The 15,693-nt window shown below is 52.9% G+C and carries 17 protein-coding genes and 1 pseudogene; 12 read left to right on the top strand and 6 right to left on the bottom strand.

Annotation, left to right across the window (positions count from 1 at the left end; genetic code table 11):
• The first annotated feature begins 28 nt into the window (after positions 1–28).
• The 3 genes from ACF0H7_RS13435 to ACF0H7_RS13425 all read left to right on the top strand — a co-directional run bounded on the left by ACF0H7_RS13435 (position 29) and on the right by ACF0H7_RS13425 (position 3,550).
• On the top strand, positions 29–1,360 hold the full coding sequence (locus tag ACF0H7_RS13435) for a serine protease (RefSeq protein WP_397453230.1): 1,332 nt from the start codon (positions 29–31) through the stop codon (positions 1,358–1,360).
• A gap of 124 nt (positions 1,361–1,484) precedes the next feature.
• Complete coding sequence (locus ACF0H7_RS13430; RefSeq protein ID WP_397453229.1) at positions 1,485–2,774, top strand: hypothetical protein; 1,290 nt, start codon at positions 1,485–1,487, stop codon at positions 2,772–2,774.
• On the top strand, positions 2,771–3,550 hold the full coding sequence (locus ACF0H7_RS13425) for a hypothetical protein (protein ID WP_397453228.1): 780 nt from the start codon (positions 2,771–2,773) through the stop codon (positions 3,548–3,550). Before ACF0H7_RS13430 ends, ACF0H7_RS13425 begins: the two co-directional genes overlap by 4 nt.
• A gap of 937 nt (positions 3,551–4,487) precedes the next feature.
• On the opposite strand, the gene ACF0H7_RS13420 is transcribed toward ACF0H7_RS13425, so the two are convergent.
• From ACF0H7_RS13420 to ACF0H7_RS13410, 3 genes are all read right to left on the bottom strand, one after another.
• The gene (locus ACF0H7_RS13420) at positions 4,488–4,835 is read right to left on the bottom strand and encodes a hypothetical protein (RefSeq protein ID WP_397453227.1); all 348 of its coding nucleotides are present in this window, start codon (positions 4,833–4,835) and stop codon (positions 4,488–4,490) included.
• Positions 4,828–5,373, bottom strand: a complete 546-nt coding sequence (locus tag ACF0H7_RS13415; RefSeq protein WP_397453226.1) for a pirin family protein — start codon at positions 5,371–5,373, stop codon at positions 4,828–4,830. Before ACF0H7_RS13415 ends, ACF0H7_RS13420 begins: the two co-directional genes overlap by 8 nt.
• Before the next feature lie 97 nt (positions 5,374–5,470).
• Complete coding sequence (locus ACF0H7_RS13410) at positions 5,471–6,385, bottom strand: pirin family protein (RefSeq protein ID WP_397452809.1); 915 nt, start codon at positions 6,383–6,385, stop codon at positions 5,471–5,473.
• Between the two features lie 123 nt (positions 6,386–6,508).
• Between ACF0H7_RS13410 and ACF0H7_RS13405 the strand changes: the two genes are divergently transcribed.
• Positions 6,509–7,414, top strand: a complete 906-nt coding sequence (locus ACF0H7_RS13405) for a LysR family transcriptional regulator (protein WP_397452808.1) — start codon at positions 6,509–6,511, stop codon at positions 7,412–7,414.
• Positions 7,415–7,474: 60 nt separating this feature from the next.
• On the opposite strand, the pseudogene ACF0H7_RS13400 reads toward ACF0H7_RS13405, so the two are convergent.
• Positions 7,475–7,759 (bottom strand): annotated as a pseudogene (locus tag ACF0H7_RS13400) (transposase); the annotation flags it as partial.
• A 271-nt stretch (positions 7,760–8,030) separates the two neighbouring features.
• Between ACF0H7_RS13400 and ACF0H7_RS13395 the strand changes: the two are divergent.
• Together ACF0H7_RS13395 and ACF0H7_RS13390 are read left to right on the top strand one after the other, a co-directional pair.
• Positions 8,031–8,483, top strand: a complete 453-nt coding sequence (locus ACF0H7_RS13395; RefSeq protein WP_397453225.1) for a thiol-disulfide oxidoreductase DCC family protein — start codon at positions 8,031–8,033, stop codon at positions 8,481–8,483.
• Positions 8,480–8,872 carry a DoxX-like family protein gene (locus ACF0H7_RS13390; RefSeq protein ID WP_397453224.1) on the top strand — a complete coding sequence of 131 codons (393 nt, stop codon included), beginning with the start codon at positions 8,480–8,482 and terminating at the stop codon, positions 8,870–8,872. The genes ACF0H7_RS13395 and ACF0H7_RS13390 overlap by 4 nt, the downstream gene beginning before the upstream one ends.
• A gap of 208 nt (positions 8,873–9,080) precedes the next feature.
• Here the strand turns inward: ACF0H7_RS13390 and ACF0H7_RS13385 are convergent, their stop codons facing one another.
• A complete protein-coding gene (locus tag ACF0H7_RS13385; RefSeq protein WP_397453223.1) occupies positions 9,081–9,977 on the bottom strand; it encodes a LysR substrate-binding domain-containing protein in 897 nt (298 codons plus the stop codon).
• Positions 9,978–10,142: 165 nt separating this feature from the next.
• Between ACF0H7_RS13385 and ACF0H7_RS13380 the strand changes: the two genes are divergently transcribed.
• Positions 10,143–10,892, top strand: a complete 750-nt coding sequence (locus tag ACF0H7_RS13380) for an SDR family NAD(P)-dependent oxidoreductase (protein ID WP_397453222.1) — start codon at positions 10,143–10,145, stop codon at positions 10,890–10,892.
• Positions 10,893–10,955: 63 nt separating this feature from the next.
• Complete coding sequence (locus tag ACF0H7_RS13375; protein WP_397453221.1) at positions 10,956–11,594, top strand: glutathione S-transferase family protein; 639 nt, start codon at positions 10,956–10,958, stop codon at positions 11,592–11,594.
• A gap of 761 nt (positions 11,595–12,355) precedes the next feature.
• Here ACF0H7_RS13375 and ACF0H7_RS13370 read toward each other — a convergent pair.
• On the bottom strand, positions 12,356–12,964 hold the full coding sequence (locus ACF0H7_RS13370; protein ID WP_397453220.1) for a hypothetical protein: 609 nt from the start codon (positions 12,962–12,964) through the stop codon (positions 12,356–12,358).
• Between the two features lie 617 nt (positions 12,965–13,581).
• On the opposite strand from ACF0H7_RS13370, the gene ACF0H7_RS13365 reads away from it, so the two are divergent.
• The 4 genes from ACF0H7_RS13365 to ACF0H7_RS13350 all read left to right on the top strand — a co-directional run bounded on the left by ACF0H7_RS13365 (position 13,582) and on the right by ACF0H7_RS13350 (position 15,688).
• The gene (locus ACF0H7_RS13365; protein ID WP_397453219.1) at positions 13,582–13,854 is read left to right on the top strand and encodes a DUF1640 domain-containing protein; all 273 of its coding nucleotides are present in this window, start codon (positions 13,582–13,584) and stop codon (positions 13,852–13,854) included.
• Positions 13,855–13,989: 135 nt separating this feature from the next.
• Positions 13,990–14,331, top strand: coding sequence for a hypothetical protein (locus ACF0H7_RS13360; protein ID WP_397453218.1), 342 nt, complete (start codon positions 13,990–13,992; stop codon positions 14,329–14,331).
• A 140-nt stretch (positions 14,332–14,471) separates the two neighbouring features.
• Entirely contained in the window at positions 14,472–15,035 is a 564-nt protein-coding gene (locus ACF0H7_RS13355; protein ID WP_397453217.1) for a PilL N-terminal domain-containing protein, read from the top strand.
• Positions 15,035–15,688, top strand: coding sequence for a hypothetical protein (locus tag ACF0H7_RS13350; RefSeq protein WP_397453216.1), 654 nt, complete (start codon positions 15,035–15,037; stop codon positions 15,686–15,688). Before ACF0H7_RS13355 ends, ACF0H7_RS13350 begins: the two co-directional genes overlap by 1 nt.
• Positions 15,689–15,693 lie beyond the last annotated feature (5 nt).

The following is a 15,693-nucleotide window of genomic DNA, read 5'->3' as shown; positions in this document are numbered from 1 at the left end:
GCTCGCTCCCATAGCTATCGCGCTCGCGATGCTTCCTGCATACGCGGACCCTTACCTGGAATCCTGGTCCTCCATCATCCTGCTCAATGTGCATGGAACCTTAAAAAAACCACTGCCAGGCTCCGACACGATCGATTACAAAGAACAGGGTACCGGGTTTATCGTGTCTCCCAACGGTCTAGTGCTGACGGCAGGGCATAACATCCCGAACGCAGATATATTTGATGAAGACGGTTTTCAAATTGAAGGCTATTTCCCTGCCAAAGATGCCGACGCGCTTAGTGCAGTCGATCCCCCTGTCCGACTTACAGCAATCAAAGCTAAGCAGCTGCCCTATGATGTAGCGCTACTACAGATCACAGACCTAACATCGGTCAAGCCGTTTCTGCGTTTGTGCGACGGATATAAAAAGGAGGGCCGGCCTGAGTTCTTAGTGCTTGGCTACCCTGGAGGAGATCGACGACTGACCGTTATCGGTGGACCACTATCTTCGGGAGCAGGTGTCGCATCCAATCTGATCGTTCAGATTCCAATAAACCCCGGAAATAGTGGTGCTCCTCTATTCAACGAGATGGGAATGGTTTTCGGAATCGCTATCGGTGAGAGAACTGTCGCCGGCGAACGCATGCAGCTTTCCGGCGTTGCGGTACCTATTGCAAAGGCCATCTCCACATTAGGAGATGAGGCCAAGCCGCTCATTGGAATTAGCTATGACCCAGATTGTCAAAAAACGTTGACTCCAAGAATAACCTCAGCAATAACAGAACAAGTCTTTATTCAAAGGGATGCACCGGACACAAGCAAATTTGGAGGCATATTTGGAGGTGGATTTAATACCCCACGTCCTGGGAGGGGCAGTACTATAAGCAAAGTCCCAAACGGCTACAAAGTCGTGGGAACTGGTCAAATAAAATTCGATAACGCGGCCATTAACGGAAATGCTAGCGTGTCTAACGATGGGCGGTTACTTACTATCGGCGGTGCGGATATCGGAGTTGCTTCGTACACTGTGAACTCCACAGTCCCTGTATTCTTGGAGCAGATCGGTGATATAGAAAAAGCGCCAGAAGCACAGAATCGGACTTTCCCACTGTCCAGAACCCTTGACGACCATGGTTTAACTGTTACGACCAAGGAGTTCAGCGACAAGATACCAGCCCCAGATGGCTTCTTATTCAAAAAGATAGTGAAAGTTGACTATGAAAGCTTGAACAATTCTCCTTCCAAAGGAATAGAAGTTCACGTACTCGAAGACGGCAGCGCCCTTGCTATAAATTACACACTTCAAAGTGGACCAATCTATGACAGGTGGCGCGGCTGGATCGACGCACTTATTACCACGATAGTTATTTCAAAATAGCAGGTCAATAACAGAAGTGCAACTGCACACACAAGTGACGCAGTATAGATCACATCGGCAGTAGCATTAACACTCAACGGGAACATGAGTCAATTCAACCCCTAACTATTTTCAGGTGCATAACATGAAGATATGGAAAGCTTCGCTACTAATAATTGCCTTGCTCTCTGGCTGCTCAAACATCAAACAGCCAGGTGTTTCAGAAAGAGATTTGTTTGTAACGAACACTCCGGAGTATCCTGACAACAGAGTATTCTATCTTCGAGGAGAACCAAATGAACGATACGAAACAGAACTCCTAAACAGCTTTCAAGTCGCGACGCTTGACTCCAGCAAAGACCCTGTTCACGGGCAACCACTATCCATAATAATCAATTCAATATCTCTCCCTCAAACGTCGAGCCAATACGATAAGAATACCCCACAGGACATAGCGGTCATCCTAGATATTCTTGCGAAAAATCAGGGTCAAAGTCAGTCTATTGTTGCGTGGTATCAGCGAGGCGTAGTGCCAGGACAATCGCTAAACTTTGCCAACTTACTTATTTTTCATCAAGAGGTGTGGGACGACCAGGTTCCGCCTTTGATCAGAATTCGAGTGATGAATGTTGCTTCAGAGAAAAATTTAGATACGCGCTCAGCCCTTTCTGATGTTTCAAAATATGGTGGGACAGTAGCCCTTTCCCTTCAAAACCCTGTCCTATCTCAAGCAATTCCCATTGCCACGCGGGCTGCGAGCTTAGTGCTAGCAAATGACAGCAACAAAATACTATTGGAGTATTCTGTACAATTTTATAAATCTTCAAAAGAAAGAAACGTCGGAGCCCCATATCTAACCCCGTTAAAAACTGGCAGATTCGTCCTAGTTGGCCGGGCTAGAGGCGATATTCAGAATGGAGATTTCTGGAAGCGCCGCTTTATGTATGATGAAATTAACGGGAATATTTTTTCACAACAAAGTGCCACGAAAACACTTCTCACAAGCCCAGTGGTATCGATCATAGTAAACAAAGAGGACTTAGTTGTCCCCTCCCTAGTGGCAGCAAAATCAGCATATCTTACTACTTTATTAACAGAAGCCAAGATCGAAAACCTAGACCAGTTCAAAAGTGACGTAAACGATTTTGGAAAGAGATCAGAGGCGTTGGTATCACGAGAAAAGGTTAGAAGATATCGAAATACAGCAGACCTTGATGAATTCATAAAGCTCATAACTAATGAAGAAGACCCATTACCCAGCGACGTTAGAGACTCATCCATTAGATTTATTAGCAGAATAACAGGCTGTCCAGCGTTATCATCCACTAATCTGGGAAGCTGGTGGGATGCGAATCAAAACTCGGCCACATTTGACGATAACGAACTGAAGGTTCTCTCCATCAAATGCCCAGCAGTTGGCGGAGGTGGAGCGTGAGCAATACATATTGGCGAAGTATTGGACACCACTACGGAATATCAGCTTTAAGCCTTTTCCTGATGATGGGCTCCGCATATGGATGTTCTCAAGTTGAAAAAGACGGCATTTTCCGGACCTCTAAGCTCATGCAGGATTTAACTGTTAAGTATTCCAAATGCACTGCAATTGGCTCTAACGTCGCGAGATCAGCTTGTTGGAAACAAAACTCACTGCCTGCTGATGGGGTCGAGGCGTTCAATACTATAGATAGTCAGTATTCATCATTTTTGCTTTCCTGCGAAATGGATAGCATCAAATATAACCTAGGAAATTTCAGGCAGTCCTTTGGACACGAGTGCGAGGCATTCATTTCATTTCAAGATATAGATAATAAATCGAGGTACAAAAATCTCACTCAGGTCATGGCTGACTCAGCCCTTCAATGTGCCAAAAGCTCAAAAGATTCTACGCAGTTCGGCGATGACCTTGGCACGCTTCGATCCTTTATTTCAGAGGCTGTACATTACAAAACAAATGGAGCTGATAGAGTGGCCATTGGCAGGCTTTTAGGTATTTGGAGGGATTACTTTGCACTTCATGCAAACTCGGCCAATTCTCTATCCATTGCAAAATCAATACAAGACAACGATGTTGAGTGGCTGAGTTGGACCGCTTTTCTAGAGTCGCTGAGGCGACATCTCATATCCTGGCAAAGCGCGCTATTTCCTCACAGAGATAACATTAACATAACAGTTCAACAATATAACCTTTCGACATCTAAGCTTTCGAAGTAAAGAGTTGGCAGATCTGCTGATGGGAAACGACCCGTCCAAACACGAGGCCACCCCACAAGATGCTGGAAAGCGACGCGCCTGAGATATACACTGCGGGAGGGCTGTCGCCAAGACACGTACAATTCCTCCTGCCTAGGGCAGGACGAACTAGAATCGTAACGCATATTTTTCCGTAGCGCACAAGCGTTACGTAAGCGTAAATCGCGTTACGATGTGTGGTGCGTAATTGAACTTTACTTGACCACCCGCTTCTATTGCCGCTGACCAGCCGATTGCATTTGTACCAACCAAGTGTTTGCACCGGATTTGACAAGCACAATTCGCGTCCTCGACAGGTTGATTCACTGTCCTTCGCGAACGGTAGAAAATCCGCCGTGAGCTACCTGTTGTAGAGGCAGAGGTAACCTGATCATTTCTACGTTCAATCGATGTTGGTGTAAAGGGTTGTAGTGGTGCACCATTGGGTGCAACAACTGTGCACAGGGTGCATAAATCATACGTGATACTTTTACCGCTAGCCAGGCTCGCCGGCGAATGCGTCGTCTGCTCGCGCTAGTCGCCATTGGACACAGTTTGTCATAACCAAAAACGGTCTGGAAATCTGTCGGCTAGTGGGTGTCGAGGCTGAGGAACATTGCTGAACGCGTTCGTGAGTGGCAGCGTCTAGCCGATTCTGTTGAAAAAGTCGAATGGCCCGAACCACACATATATTGATTCATGAAAACGACATTTCTGCGCGCTGCACGTGAAATCGGAACCCAGAAGCCTCTGCCGAATTTATGGATTTCAATCTCAGACGCGTACTTTTCTGCCGTCAAAACCACGCACGACTTTTTCAACAGAATCGGTCGAGAGTCGCCTGTCGCTACTGGCGACTCTCGGCCAAAAGCAGACGATTAGGCGCAGCCAATCTTAATAATAATTCCACACACCATCTTCAGTATATTTTTCCGCTCGCAAAAGGAAGTTTATCAACGGTTGCACCTACAGTTGTTGACTCATAAATACTGCCTTCACCGCTTTTGAGGTTGACAGCAACGAAGAGAGCATTTCCATCTGACGAAATGCCGCATTGAACAACAGTCATTCCCCTTTCTTTTACCGTCTCAAGAACTGAAGCGAGGCTTGCGCAGTTGGACTTTTCCGCCTTGCCTTCACTCACGAGTCGCTGGCAATCACGAATGCCTTGAATGGCCGGAGGAACGACAGACGGAGCCCCAGTCTTGGTATCCGAAGTCTTGGCAACAATTTTCATCGTGGTGGGATTGAAGGGTTTTTCAGTCATTCCGACATAGGCGACTTTGGCCGGCCTTTAGCGATGCACCCAGCACACGTGCATCGGCACGGATAGACAAAGCTTGTTCATCGCCAGGCATCCCGCTAGCGAGCACGGCCCATTGACCGGCCCGCTCAGCCTTTGGAAATGGACGCGAGCCCCAGCGGGGTTCGCCGCCACGTGTGCGCGACTGCAACCAAATTTGGAAGAGTCGCAATGGAACGAGCTCTGTATTGCGCTCTTCATGGCGGATGCCGGTGCCGGCGCTCATGACCTGTACGTCGCCAGCCACGGTGCGGCCCTGCCCGCCCGCGCTATCGCGATGGCTCACTGCACCTTCCAGCACGTAGCTGACAATCTCCATGTTTTCGTGGCCATGCATGGGGAAACCAGTACCGGGTGCAATCTCGTCGTCGTTCCAGACCACCAACGCCCCCAACGGACGGTGGGCGGGATTACCGTCGGCAGTGACATTGAAATGATGCTGGGCCTTGAGCCAGCCAAAATCGCCACCGCCGAGATCGGCCTTCAATCGATGCTCTAACATTATTGTTCCTGAAGAATGCTCCAGCCGCGCACGAGGCGTCGGCCACGCTGTGTTGATGGGTTGAACCGCTGGTGCCCTGAGGGTGGTTCGACTGGGGTTATTCAAAAAACGGCATAGAGTCAGATCCTTGGGGCTGTTTCAGGTACTCGCGCAGCCGACTACCGATCTCGGCAATGTTCGCCTCCCCCGCGCGCAGGGCCAGCCGGTTGGTATGCACCGAGTAGTTCCCCAGTGCCAGCTCATAGGGATGAGGCTTCGCTGAACCGATCACAAAGACTGTGTCCTTGTGCATGGCCTTGAGCGTTACCGCACCGTCGCCGGGAGCGAAGACGACCATTTCACCCGCCATGACCACGCTTGGCGCCGAAAGGGAGCCGCGGCTGACGCTCAACCACAATGACTCATGCCCCTCGGGTGGAACGTACCGCCAGGACTCTCCGGCCCGCAGCGTGACCAGCAAATAATTCATGCCGGCGGGTGCGCGGACCGGACTTTTCACCCCTTGGTATGCACCAAGAATCACTCGCGCAGGCCCCACCTCGGGCATCGCGCCGGACTCTAGGTATTGGCTGTCGACACTGGTGTTTTCCAGCTCTGGCGGCAGTGCAATCCACAGCTGAAAACCCTGTATTCGCTTTGACGTGCCGACCGACATTTCTTTGCCGTGCCAGACGCCGGCGCCCGCGCGCATCCACTCAACACCTCCGTAGTCGATCATGCCCTTGCCCGACTCGGCATCCTCGAAGCGCAAGTTGCCTTCGGTAATGAGGGTAACGGTGGCAATTCCCGAGTGCGGGTGCATCGGCATACCGTTGATGAAGGAACTCTCGCCTTCAAACAGATCAAGGAAAACGAAAGGCTTGATCAGGTGCCCCAGATCGCCAGGGCTCATCAGCCGGACAATCGCGCCATGCCCACTGCCGGTGGTGCGGTAGCTGATTGCACGGAGGGTAAGGGTTTCGTGTGTGGCGTCAGGGGACGCTCCGGTGTGCGGTCGTTGCGCAAGGATCACGATGATTGCTCACGGCAGTGGGAGCCTGTCGGCCCGATGCCACAAACAATAGAGCCACACTGATTACTTGATTAGCCGATACAATTAGGTTGCACTCGTCCAAAAACACTAGGAATACCCGCCATGCTCGACCTCAACGACATCGCCATGTTTGTACAAGTGGTACGCAGCGGCAGCTTTGCCGAGGCGGCGCGACGACTGGGCATGCCGCCCAACACTGTGAGTCGGCGCATCCAGCAGCTTGAGGAACAACTTGGTACGCGGTTGCTGCAACGCTCTACCCGCAAACTCACGCTCACCAGTGCCGGAGAGTACTTACATGAGCGCTGCGTGGGCGCGATCGACGGTCTGTTTGAAGCGGGACAGGAACTGAAGACGGGCAGTAACGAACCCAGTGGCCTGGTGCGCGTGGCGGCCCCGGCCGACTTCTTCGACTTCTTCCAGATGGAATGGGTGAGCGAGTTTCTGGCTGCGTACCCGCGGGTGCGTCTCGACTTTGTGCTCAGTGATGCGCAGGCCGACCTGATCGCAGAGCAGATCGACGTCGCCTTTCGCGGGGGGCCTTTGCGCGACTCAGGTTACGTCGGCCGTCAGATCGTTGGTTCACGCAGTGTCGGGATGGTTGCCAGCCCCGCCTACATCGCAGCGCGTGGCGCACCACGTACGCTGCAGGATCTGGCAAGCCACGATTGTGTGGTTACCGCGCAACCTGGCGGCCACGCCATCTGGCGTTTGATCGGTCCCCATGGCGAAGAAGACGTGCAAGTGATCGGGCGCTTCAGCGGCAACACCGCACAGGCTTTGCGCAAGGCTGCCTTGGCCGGACTCGGCATCGCCCTGCTCCCGCCCGTGATGGCCGGGATTGAGGTAGAGGCCGGAACGCTGGTTCCCGTACTGGCGCAGTACCGTCCTAAAGGTTATGGCTTGAATGTCTTGTACCCGAGCCGCCGGCAACTGCCACTCGCCGTGTCGGCGTTCATCGGATTGGTGATCCAGAAGATGAACGCGACAGACACGTCGCAGGAGTGACGATTGCCAGTAGTGCGGGTTGCGTCAGGTGGACGCCGGCACTTTGACGTTTGCCCGTGACCACATCAGCTCGACGTTGCGCTGAGCCTCTCGCTCAAGACGTCGGCTCGATTGAATGCGGTTTAGGTAGCCGTAAATACAGATCTTCAGAAGGATGGCAGGGTGGAAAGCAGGTCTGCCAGTTTCGGCCAGAGTGACGCCTTCGAAAACTAGCTTGGCTAGGTCGAGTTCATCGACGAAAACGTCGACTACTCGAACCGGATTGGTATCGCTGACGTAGTCGTCGAGACTTTCGGGAAGTAAGGTGCTTTGACCTCGGTGTTCACCCTGGATAAACCGTTTCATGGGCAAGCCTTGCGATGAGATTCTCAGAAATCATAGCAAGGGTTTACCGGTGCGTTTTTACACACTCTGGGCCATAAGCGGACGGTCAGTGTTGTCAGAAGATGTGCCTCTTTTCGAACGTGACAGTGATTCCGTCCAAACATGATGGCCGATGAAGGAAATGCAATCCGCCAGCTCCTTCGTAATATGCCATCACCTCTGGCCTTGGCTGGAAACACAACACCCTCCGCCATACAATGCCTCCAATTGCCGCCCCACAGAGAATCCTGCAATGCCTGTCTCTCTGATCCGCCCTGCTCCCGCGCCGCTTCTGGCACCTGGTGAAACCGTGGTGCTGTTCGACGGTGTCTGCAAGTTGTGCAACGGCTGGGCGAAATTTCTGATCCGGCATGACCGTCATCATCGCGTCCGACTGGCTACTGTGCAGTCGCCCGAAGGGCAAGCCTTGCTGGCCTGGGCAGAGTTACCAGTGGATGCGTTCGACACCATGGCGGTCATTCGCGACCGGCATTATTGGGTGCGGTCGGAGGCGTTCTTCGAAGTGGTTGCGCAGTTGCCGGCAGCGTGGCCGATCTTGCGGCTGCTGAGGGTTTTTCCACGGAGGCTTCGAGACTGGGCGTATGACCGCATCGCACTTAACCGCTATCGTCTATTTGGCAAACACGAGGTTTGCCTGTTGCCAACCCCAGATCATCAGCGGCGCTTCCTCAAGGGTGTGTCGTGAATGCTGTGCGCCAGGTTCACTGGCTCGCACGCGGCAGCCTCGCATTCATGTTTGCTTACCATGGTCTGGTGCCAAAGCTCATCGCGTTAAGCCCCGGCGAGCGGGTGCTGTTACAGGCTCACGGTCTGGAACGATTTGAATGGTTGTCACAGGCGGCAGGCGTGGCAGAGCTGGTACTTGCGGCGATGTTGCTCTTCGTACCTCGGCTCAGTTGGCCACTGCCCCTCACTGCGCTCATCTTGCTCGGCCTGCTGATGGACGTGGCTGTAATGCAGCCTTCAATGCTCATCGACGCGTTCAACCCGGTCACGCTGAATGTGGCGGGACTGGCGTTGTGTGCTATTGCGTGGCTTACGCGGACAAGTGGTCAGTTTACTCTGGGAAGTTAGGAGGACTGCGGAACGCCCATGAGCTTCAGTGAATGAAAGTCTGCTTCGGGTCGACTGTCGTTAATGATGGGGCGTAGTCGTACCTACCAAACCAAGCGCTATCCACCAAGATCTATGGAGAACACAGCCATAAGGGCTAATGAGTCCACGCATATAGGATTACGCGCGATTTAAGTCGCTCCGGGTGTCGCGGGTTTGGGCTGGCGATCTAGTCGATTTGGGCGAACAGCTCGACTAGCCAATCGATGAATACCCGCACACGGTTACTCAAATGCCGGTTCGGCGGATAAAGCACATGAAACGGGTAAGCATCAGGTCGCCACTCGCTCAGGATTGGTACGAGTTTCCCCTGTTCCACATGGGTTTTGACCGTGTAGCTGAAGGTATGGATGATCCCTAGTCCAGCAACACCTGCGGCCAACTGCGTGTTGCTCTCGTTGACGCTGAGAATGGTTTTTCCTTCGATTAGGTGACGTTCATCGTTGCGCTGAAAGAGGGCTGGAATCACCCGCCCAGTAGCGGCAGAGTGGTACGTCACCATCAGATGGTCATCTAGGTCTTTGGGGTGCTTTGGGACGCCATAGCGGTCCAGATAGCCTGGTGAGGCACAGGTACTCCATGACACCTCCCCGAGGCGGCGTACGGCCATGGATTGTTCAGAGAGTGGGCCACCCCGAATCACGCAATCAACCCGTTCTTCAATCAGGTCAACCTGCCTGTCACTGACCCCAAGCTCCACCTGGATATCGGGGTAGTGCGCAAAAAAAACTGGCAGGGCTGGTACAACCAAAAGCGTTGCTACTGTGCCGCCAATATCTACTCGAATCTTTCCTCGCGGCAGTCCTTGAGCCTTGCTGAAGCCTTGGTCGATATCTTCAAGCTGGTGCATCAGCCGGTTGGTCAGCTGGTAGTAGGACGTGCCGTCTGCGGTCACTGTCAGTCGGCGAGTGGTGCGCTGCAATAGACGCACGCCAAGGTGGCTTTCCAGTTCTCTGATGAGCTTGCTTACGCTGGTTTTGGGTAACTCAAGCGAGTCGGCAGCTTTGGTGAACGAGCCCGTTTCTACCACACGGGAAAATACGCGGATCGCAAGCAGTTGATTCATCAGGCCCTCCTGGAGTGGTAGTGAGATGCCTCAGTATTGTGCATCTATATGCACAAACAAAACATTTTTACCCGATTTTTCCTTTCAATCTTCAGGCATAGAGTCTGTTCCAACGGCTCACCAATTGACCGTCACCCGCCCCCAAATGGTTACTGGAGATTCATCATGAGCAACAGACTTGAAGGCAAAATCGCACTGATCACTGGCGGTACCTCTGGAATCGGCCTGGCATCCGCTCAAGAGTTCGTAGCGCAGGGCGCGACCGTGTTCATCACCGGGCGCCGCCAGGCTGAGTTGGACAAAGCCGTAGCGGCCATCGGCCCACGTGCCATCGGTATCCAGGGCGATGTAGCCAGCCTGAAAGACCTCGACCGCATCTATGCAGAAATCACTGCAAAAGTTGGTCATCTGGACATCGTTTTTGCAAACGCCGGAGGCGGTGACATGTTGCCGCTGGGTGCCATCACTGAAGAGCAATTCGACCGTATCTTCAGCACCAACGTGAAGGGGTTGCTGTTCACCGTGCAGAAAGCACTGCCGCTGCTACGCGATGGCAGCTCGATCATCCTCACGTCCTCGACCACCTCGGTAAAGGGCACGGAGAATTTCAGTGTCTATAGCGCCAGTAAAGCGGCCGTTCGCAATTTTGCTCGCAGCTGGTTGCTGGATCTGAAGCCGCGCCGCATCCGTGTGAACGCTATCAGCCCTGGTCCAGTGCGCACTCGTGGCCTCGGTGAGCTGGTGCCTGCCGAACATACCCAAGGGCTGTTTGATCATCTCGCTACCTTAGTGCCAATCGGTCGTCTGGGTGAGGCAAGCGAAATCGCCAAAGCCGCGCTCTTCCTCGCCTCGGATGACAGCAGCTTTATTAATGGCATCGAGCTGTTTGTTGATGGCGGCACTGCACAAATCTAAGCCCACTCCCAATGAGGCGCTCAGCTGTACTGAGCGCCTCATTGCTTTTTGATCGGAGCCAATATGATACATCTCTACACATGGTCCACGCCCAACGGACGCAAGGTTTCTATCCTGCTTGAAGAGCTTGGATTGGCCTACGAAGTACATGCGGTCAATCTGAGCCAGCAGGAGCAATTCTCCCCGGCGTTTCTGGCCATATCTCCCAACAACCGGATTCCCGCGTTAGTGGATGAGCAGGCAGATGGCAGCCCGCTGTCGGTATTCGAGAGTGGTGCAATCCTCACCTACCTGGCAGAGCGTCATGGCCGCTTCCTCGATGCCGATGGATCGGGGCGTTTTAAGGCCCTGGAATGGCTGCACTGGCAGATGGGCGGTCTTGGTCCGATGGTTGGACAGGTGGCCTATTTCGAAAAGCTAGCCAAAGAAAAGTCGGATGTCGCCAGCCGGCGATTCATCCTCGAATCAGATCGCCTGTTCGGTGTGATGGAGAAGCGCCTAACACTGGTGCCATTCCTGGCGGGCGATGATTACTCGATTGCTGACATGGCTTGCTATCCGTGGATCGTTACCGCGCAAACCTTCTTGCAGGACACGCTTGCAGAGAAATTGGCGGACAAACCTGCACTGCTGGCTTGGGCTGAACGTTTGAGTCAACGGCCTGCTGTTCAACGTGGAATGGCGGTGCCGAAGATCGACTGAGGTATTCAGTTGACTCGAAATTTCGGTGCCAGTTGCGTTTGAAAATGCTCGACAAGGTAGTCGATAAAGACCTGTGTTTTCGCTGGTAATAGCTTTTTGCCCGGAGTAGTAGCCTGATATCGCCCGAGGTTGGTGTACCACTCGGAGAACAGGCAAACTTTCATTGAGACGTTCGGCTTGGTGATTGAAAATATGCCTATGCAGACACTGCCGCTACGTAGCTGAAATGGGTTAGCGATGTCTGTGGAGACGAACGCCCGCTCTTGGCCGACTCTCGCCTGTCATGACAGACAGAGTTCGACCCAACTCTGACATTGAGGGCCCTAGCTTCAGTAAACGATTTCGCACCGTGCATCAGCGGCTTGTACACGTAATGACAAACCCGATTCGAAGCGCATGACAAGGTGATGATCTGATTGGATGTTGTCCGTGAGATAGAAGGCTTGCGTCTCTATGTCGGGCTCAACCACTCCTAACGAATGAATAACACTCTCGTCGCAGTCAACCGGGTTTTCATCCCGCCCACTCGCTGAAAAGTAGCCGACCTAGTGGAAGCTGATAATAATCTTGCGTGCTTCTTCTGTCGGCACCCAAGCTTCAGTCCGTCGAATAAAGCTCAGTAGAACCGACCGATCCACTATGTCATATTTGATGGCACTAGTGACTTACCGGTAGGCGTGCACGGAAAGGGGGCTCAGATTTATTTTCTGAAAAATAAATCTGTCCCTGAATGATCTGTTGCCGGTCAGCACTCGCAGAAATCAACCATTAGTGCCTTTGCCATTTGGTGCCGGGCAGGGGTTGAACTGCTCCATGTACTTGAGCTCAGTCATGTAAGGAAGTTTTGTCCCTGGGATCGTCCCGGTAATGATCTTGTCCTTATCACTCGGCCGCGACGACTTACCGGCAGTACCGATCAGCAGTGGCTGACCATTTTTTAGCAAGTAATCGATCATCTGCGAATGCATATTGGCGTTCCATTTTCCTTGCTCATTGAGCGGGAGAAGTACCACAGCATATTCACCGGTGAACATATTGACCGGTTCAGGGGTTTCGCGAGAGGTGACCGTTGAGCCGCACAGGACATCCTCAGGCCTCAGGGTTAGGTCGGCACGGTAATGGCCAACGTCGTAGAGGGTAAGCACAAGCCCTTTTCGGGTCAGTACCCCAAGTCCGATTTTTGCGTGGCACAAGGCTTCATCACCATACCTCAGTGCACAGAAATTGGTTTCCGAAATATTGATGATGTCGTTGGCGTTGACGCCTAAGTCCCGTTCTATCTGGGCCCTGGCTTCAGGAGTCTGATACGGAATGGCGCAGGCGGCCAAGGTGCAACTGCTAAGGAGGCAAAGTAAGGGCAGGACGCGCATGGTAACTCCCGACGATGTGGCTCAGGATATTAACAGAGCGATATCGTAATGCCATCTTTGTGCGATGCGGCTTGCCTGCGTCATGTGAGGCCGCACACCCTTCCAGTCCCAGGACTGATGAAATCCCTGAGGGAAGGTTCGATATTAGAAACCTTTTGAGCGTCAAAACGGGCGTCTAATGAGTGACCGCTCCGGGCCGGGTTCTGCCGGTGCCGAAGGGCTGGAATGGGACGGTTAGAGCCAGTCATTACTCCTGCGATCTTGATTGAATTTGATTGCAACCAGAAATCATATCCGGCGCAAACGACCGGATCAGGTCAAATGCAAATAGGTGGTTAACTCAGTGCAATTACCTAACACTTTCAGAAACGTCCGATTGACACCCCCACCCCACACCCGCTAAATATCCCCTCAGGACCGCTGTCGCAGACCGCCCCTACCCAGGTAGCCCGAATCCTCAAGGCTACGGTGCAGTTCGCTGCATTGATTCACCCCAGTTCGCTTGGCATTCCTCAGAGCGAACAATCGTCGATACCCTCGGCGATCGAATGCTCACTAAAACCACCCTGACGGGAGACCCCGTCAGGCGGTGTCTCCTCGTCGAATCAGGAGATACCATGAAAATATCGCTTACGCTGTACGACGCACTGATATCCGCCAATGTGTCGAGCGACAAGGCCAAGGCCGTAGTGGATGCCTGGGAGACCGATGTGGAAAAGCTCGCAACCAAAGCTGACCTTGAGCAAGTAGAAACCCGGCTCAATGCCTCTCTTACCGAGCTACGCTCGGAAATGAAAGTCATGCGCTGGCAGCTCGGCGCGATCTTCGTTTGCGTGGTTGTTCCCTTGCTCAAGCTGGGCTTCGATCTGCTGACCCAAGCCAAAGTTTGACTCTATCGGCATAACCCTACCGGCCCTTTCAAAGCTCGTCCTCGGACGAACCCTCACCTATTCAACCCAAACGGGGAAACACTTCCCCCGCCCGGGTGCTGTGTGTCTCCGTTTTTTCAATGACTGGAGATACCCATGCTGGAAAACCTGACCCCGCACAAAAGCAAACTGCTCAAGCTACCGATTGTTCTGAGTGAGCAAGCGTGGCTGGAGACAGTTTTTATTCAAAACTTTCTCTTCGTGGAGCTCAACGATCGCTTGAATGCGGTGCTTGAGAGCTTCTACCGAGAGCTACTGTTACAAGCCGAATCCAACGTCGTTGCATTCGGACTGTATCGCTTCCCACCCACGGGTGACCGCCAGTACCGGCATTGGCTGGATCTTCAGGCTGTCATCGAACATCGCTCTGGCGAACCTGTACTCATACGTATTCGACTCAAGACCGAACACGTAGACACCGCACTCATCAATACCTGAAGAAAAGCCGCACTGGAGGTTTCAGTGCGGTGACTTCTGCGCAGCCGTTGGAAATGCCACTCGAGCAAAACCAGTTTGATTGAGGTTTTCCAACGCCCGGTTTGACAAGGTTTCCTCATCTCCTCTAGAGGTCACCCTGAATGCTCACGACTAAAAATCCGCTGTTAAAAATCGGCTTGGCGCCCCTCGCCATTGCCCTCTCCGGTTGCGCGTCTGCCCCGGACCAGCAACCCAAACTGCCTGCCCCAACAGCTGAGTATCGCTCCCCAGCGGAAGAAGGCTCAAACCCTGTCATCCGCAGCGATCGCTACACCCTGGTCTCGATAACACCTACACCTGATCAGACTGACCTGCTGAACCAGATCATCGACATCCGCATTCCAGACGTGTTGTCGCCCTCGATCCACGAAGCGATGACCTATGTCTTGCGCCGATCGGGGTATCAGCTCTGTCCGGGTAACGAAATCGTCAATCAGCTTTATGCCAATACTCTTCCGGCCTCGCAGTATCAACTGGGTCCGATCACCCTGCGAAGCGCACTGCAGGTCCTTGCAGGTCCGGCATGGGATATGAACGTTGATGAACTGAGCCGTACCCTTTGCTTCATCGTCAAAAACGAGTACCAGCGCCCCGCCCCTGCAATAACTGCTGGCCAAGTGTTCGCGGCCCCCACCACCAAGCCTTTGCAGCATGGAGGTGAGTGATGAGATTCAAGTCAAATATCATCATCTATGCATACAGCCCCTTCCTGGTAGTACTCGGCGCTTATGTCGTTTACCAAGGACTTCAACTCAAACAGCTGACAGAGGTAGTTGACCCCAACCCGCTGGTGAGCAGTGTCGAATCCCTAGAACAGCAGCAGGAAACACTCCGCACTGAGTGGGAGTCTTTCAAAAACGTAGATTTTGTGACTGCGACGCAGCATGAATCCGACAAACTTGAAATCTCCAATCAGCTCGTAGCCCTGCAAAAACAAGATCAAGACGCCGGTGAATGGCTTTCTCTGCGCAAGGACCTGACCGCTCTCTCGGCCGAGGTCGAAGTCATCGAGCAAGGACTGAAACAGCTCAAAAGCCTCACGCAAGAGCGCACTTCCACCCTTACCAAACCCGCTCAGCAAACGGTCTCTACGGCCAAGTCCAGAGACACAGCACCTCCCTTCACGCTGGTCGGAGTCGAGCACCGCGGAGGAGAACCGTTCCTCGCTGTTTCCCCTGACCAAAACACCCAGTTGAGCGATATCCATCTGATGCGAACGGGTGACACCCAAAGCGGTTGGCACCTGCTTTCCCTGGAGTCTGGCAAAGCTCAATTCACCTTGCCGAACGGACGTCGGCAGGCACTGATCATCAAATAAGGAGT

It is taken from the genome of Pseudomonas sp. NA-150, assembly GCF_044336365.1.
In the GTDB taxonomy this organism is placed as follows: domain Bacteria; phylum Pseudomonadota; class Gammaproteobacteria; order Pseudomonadales; family Pseudomonadaceae; genus Aquipseudomonas.
Note: the sequence above shows the minus strand (reverse complement) of the source record. Positions and strands in the feature narration are given on the sequence as shown.